Genomic DNA, 4,042 nt, shown 5'->3' with positions numbered 1-4,042 from the left:
GTCACTATTCTGTCCTTTCAACAGTGACCCGGTACACAAACTATTTGACACCCTCCAAGATCTCGCTCATCACCGCACTGTTGTAGAGGACGATTGCGAAAACCATCGACCAGAAGGTATTCAGAGCAATCCCTGTCGCCGGCAGCCCCAGGTCAATGAAAAAGATCAGAACCATCAACGGGATGCCTCGGAATATCTCGACCCAAACCTTGGTCACTTACCGAATGACCCGGAAGCGCGAACGTCCCAGCATCGTGAGCAAGAGTCCGCCCGCGAACGACAGAACGATGGACACCAGAGCGACTTTCAGGGTTGCGATGGCACCGTCGATTATGAGGCGGGCGAAGTCCTGGTTTACCAATATCGACCAGACCTTCCATTTCAAAAGCCCGTGAACCTGCAGCTGCCAGATGCCTCCCAGAACAATAGCCACCACGACGAGGGTCCCGGCTACTGTCCATCTACGGGCCCGCCGCCGTGCCAGCGGGCCCATGACGTCATACATCGCGGTTGCGCTCATGCTCGAGTCCGGTGGCTTCAGACCGGTTCTACACTCTCAATTACGATGAGCCCCTATACGACGAACGCGATCGAGTCGTTGAACTACCAGTTGCGCAATATTCTTTCTTGATTGCACAGTAGATTGTGGCTCTCGGGAGAATATCAATTCAGCCCTAAACGGGTCAACGGTTTGCGGATCAAAAATAGTCCCAGAAGAGTCACAATAATAGCCGCTGCTGTCAGCACAAAGAACTGGGATTCGTGCTCCGGTGAGAACAAGCTCCCAACAGTTCCCGACAAACTCGAGCCAGCGGCAAGAGCGAGACCAGATAACCCCATCATCAGCGCTTTAAAGGCCTTTGGGGCAAGTTGGACCGCTGCTGACATGTTGATAGGCGCGTACGTCGCCTCGGCAATCCCAAAGACAACCATGCCGAAGATGACTGCAAGGAGAGGGATCGGCCCATCAAACCACAGCGGAAAAACCGCGAACAGGAGGAATGCACAAGACATGATTGCTAGTCCCAGCACTAGCTTCAAAAGAGTGCTGGGCTGACGCTCGCCCATCTTCTGCCAAACAGGAGCGATTAACATTCCTGCCGCAATCAAAGCAACCACTTCAAAAGTACTAATATACGATGCTGGGATTTCTAATGGCCCAATCGAGAGGTCAACACGATTGTCCGCATAAAAGGCAAAAGTGGTAAATAGCTGCAACACCATAGTCCAGAAAACTATTGCAGCCAAGAATATAGGCATATAAGCGATGACCCTTCGCTTCTCGAACTTCGTCGTCGACGACGAGAACAGCATCAGGACGAAACACATAGCCGCGACTACAAGAATAGCTGCGAGTATCGAGGATGAAACGTTGTTCAGATTAAGAATTTCGGTAGCAACGAGTATCGTACAAATTGCGAGGAGAGCCACGGAGGCAATAATTGCCACAGCTTTACCGCGTCTGGTCAGAGGGTTGCTGATAGTTTTGGATCTATCGGGAAGCGTCTTCCATCTTAAGAAGTACACGAGCAGGCCAATGGTCATGCCTACGGCGGCAACCGCGAATGCAGTGTGGAAGCCGAACCTCACATGCAGGAAGCCGGTGATGATTGGGCCCAGTAGTGCACCAAATGAAAATATTGCATAATAGATTTGAAATCCGGAGTCTCGATCATTATCTCGATCCTCATATAAGAACCCGACTAACGTGTTCAAAGTCGGATGGAGCGCGCCGGTTCCAATTGCGATCAAAAGGAGCGCACAAACTAAACCTGCAAGCCCCGAAGTTATAGCTAATGTGACGTGACCCGAAATTATCAAGACTCCGCCTGCCACCACCAGCTGACGGGGAGGTACCAGACGGTCCGCTATCCATGCCCCTAGTGGTTGGGTAAGATAAACAACTCCTCCGTATGCGCCGGTTATCGCGAGGGCTGTCTCAACCGGGAGAGAAAGCCCTCCGTCGGAGACCGCGTAGTATATGTAATAGGCAAGGAGGACTTGGAGTCCATAGAAACTGAGTCGTTCCCACATTTCAGTAAGTGAAACAGTCCACAAGCCCGCGGGATGATTACGCAACGAATATTTCCTGGGTGAAATTGTCGTTTCACTTTCGGTCATGCCGGATGTTGAATTGCTATTCATGGTGCCAGCCTTTCAGGATGTTTGTGAAGTATCAATTGCTTCAACTTCGCCAATCAAAAGGACCTTCAGGTCACCTCGCGAAGTGAATGGAAGATTAGGGAATATATCCTTTTAGATCTCGGGAGTACTCAAAGGGTTTTGGATCCAGGAATCGTCTGAGAACGTTCTCTGTGATTCGAGAAACCGGGTTATTTCCGTTTTCGAATGAGAGTGATCCGGTCCAAGTGATTGAACTGGTAGAGAATACTGCGCCGCCGCCTTCCGTTTCGAAGAAGACCATGTCTGCGCGCGGTGCCCCACGCTGTTCAGTTTGGACGTAGCTCGGTGGGACTGTGTCGCAACTTGCGATCACAAGAGCGTGAGGCGGAGTGCCTGTGCGTGTATCTGCGCTGTCAACTTCGTATCCAGCTGCACCGCCCATATGAAGACCAAAGTCACCAATGACGCTTTCGGGAACTCCTTTGAACACGAAGCTGGCTCTGGGGTTCGTTGCTGCGGACGTTTTTGTATATGGTTGTCCGTCGGCGAATCCCATTCCTGTGATATCAACGCCGATGAGTTCTCGCCCGCGAAGGTATTGATAGCGTGTGCTCCCACCCATGTGACCGTCCGAGGCAAAGTATGCTTCTCCTGGGTCGGAGTCCCAGAGTCCCACGCTGTCGCCACGACGCCGCATCTCACTGACCCAAGGTTGTTCGCCGTGGAGCGCTACGAGTGCTGCGAGTCCATTGCCTCCAAGGTAGGCGACGCGTCCGCCGGCCTCTTCGAAATGTGCGAGTACTCGTAGCATATTGCTCGTCCAGTATTCTGGATGGCACCCCGTCGCAAGCGCACGGTAGCTCGAGAGAGCATCTGTACCTAGTTTATCGAGATCGTGGTCGGTTATCATGTCGTATTCGATTCCGACAGATTCGAGCCAGTGGGTGAGATAGAGGTCTGCTCCAGGGCCATGCGGATGTCCTGTAAGCCAGTAACGGTAGTTGGGCCGGAGATTCATCATTGGTCGTCGCCATGAAGCGAAAGCGACCCCGCTGCCATCCTTATGCCAGTTGTATTGGCTCAACAGTCCCTGTTGTTTGACCCAATCGTCGCGCAGGTCTCGTGAGAGTGGAACGTGTGGGTCGAAGATGGGCTCGTTTGCATATGCCAAGTAGGTGAGTGTTGGGACGAGGATCAAGAGGCGATCGCCACTAGGGGTATCGGATGGTGTGACGATAAACGTAAGCCAGTCTTCGTGATCTCCTGCCTCCAGATAGATCGCATAGAATCCAGAAGCTAGCTCGATAGGCAGTGGGTACTCAGCCGTGATCTGCCAGTTTGCGTCCGAGAGATCGTCAGAGTGGAAATGGACCGCTGAATAGAGTTCTGGACGTGCACTCCAGGCCTCGACTTGCCCGACCCAAGTTGGCCCTGTGACTCCTCGTGTGGGCATGTTGATGAGTTCGCCTGTGGTGCCGCTTATCTCATCGGTAAATGCCACACTTCGTTGATCGTCTCCGAAGTCCACTGAGACCAGCAAGCCGGCTTTCAGTTCTTGGCTGATCATCTGTTGGATTTCTTCGGCGACGAGCGCGTGATCCCACATCTGGGGAGACGCGATTCTCCCATCAAAGACGTTCTTGATTACATCGTTGGAGCCGCAGGCTGCTATATACATGCTCTTGAACTCGGAGCCTGACGCTGATTTCACCGGCGGCAATTTTTCACTTGAAATGGTACCCGAGTCCCACGTGAGTAGCGTGGTGTGGTCCTTAGCGAAACCTGCAATAACAAGTTGCCACTGTCGTTTCCGAAGTTTGATGGAACTTACCATGTGTGCGCCGTCAGCGTTGGATTGAACGGCCACGTGGCCGTCTACTAGTGTCCTGCGCCGTAAATTCGTGTAAGAAGTTGTAGA

Annotated in this window: 4 protein-coding genes; all 4 read right to left on the bottom strand. The window is 52.4% G+C overall.

The window, feature by feature from the left end; translation table 11 throughout:
• Positions 1-40 precede the first annotated feature (40 nt).
• On the bottom strand, positions 41-217 hold the full coding sequence (locus L0H14_RS12545; RefSeq protein WP_367618777.1) for an ABC transporter permease subunit: 177 nt from the start codon (positions 215-217) through the stop codon (positions 41-43).
• Positions 218-520 carry a hypothetical protein gene (locus L0H14_RS12010; RefSeq protein WP_301421946.1) on the bottom strand — a complete coding sequence of 101 codons (303 nt, stop codon included), beginning with the start codon at positions 518-520 and terminating at the stop codon, positions 218-220.
• Between the two features lie 143 nt (positions 521-663).
• Positions 664-2,145, bottom strand: coding sequence for a peptide MFS transporter (locus tag L0H14_RS12005; RefSeq protein WP_301421945.1), 1,482 nt, complete (start codon positions 2,143-2,145; stop codon positions 664-666).
• A gap of 94 nt (positions 2,146-2,239) precedes the next feature.
• A partial coding sequence (locus L0H14_RS12000) for a N,N-dimethylformamidase beta subunit family domain-containing protein (RefSeq protein WP_367618776.1) occupies positions 2,240-4,042 on the bottom strand: 1,803 nt, incomplete at its 5' end.

Source organism: Yaniella sp., from assembly GCF_030453185.1.
GTDB lineage: Bacteria > Actinomycetota > Actinomycetes > Actinomycetales > Micrococcaceae > Yaniella.
This window is presented reverse-complemented; position numbering and strand designations above follow the sequence as displayed.

Excerpts from the sequence above, each read along its gene's own strand:
- L0H14_RS12010 (WP_301421946.1), bottom strand. The coding sequence starts at position 520 with ATGAGCGCAACCGCGATGTATGACGTCATGGGCCCGCTGGCACGGCGG.
- L0H14_RS12005 (WP_301421945.1), bottom strand. The coding sequence starts at position 2,145 with ATGAATAGCAATTCAACATCCGGCATGACCGAAAGTGAAACGACAATT.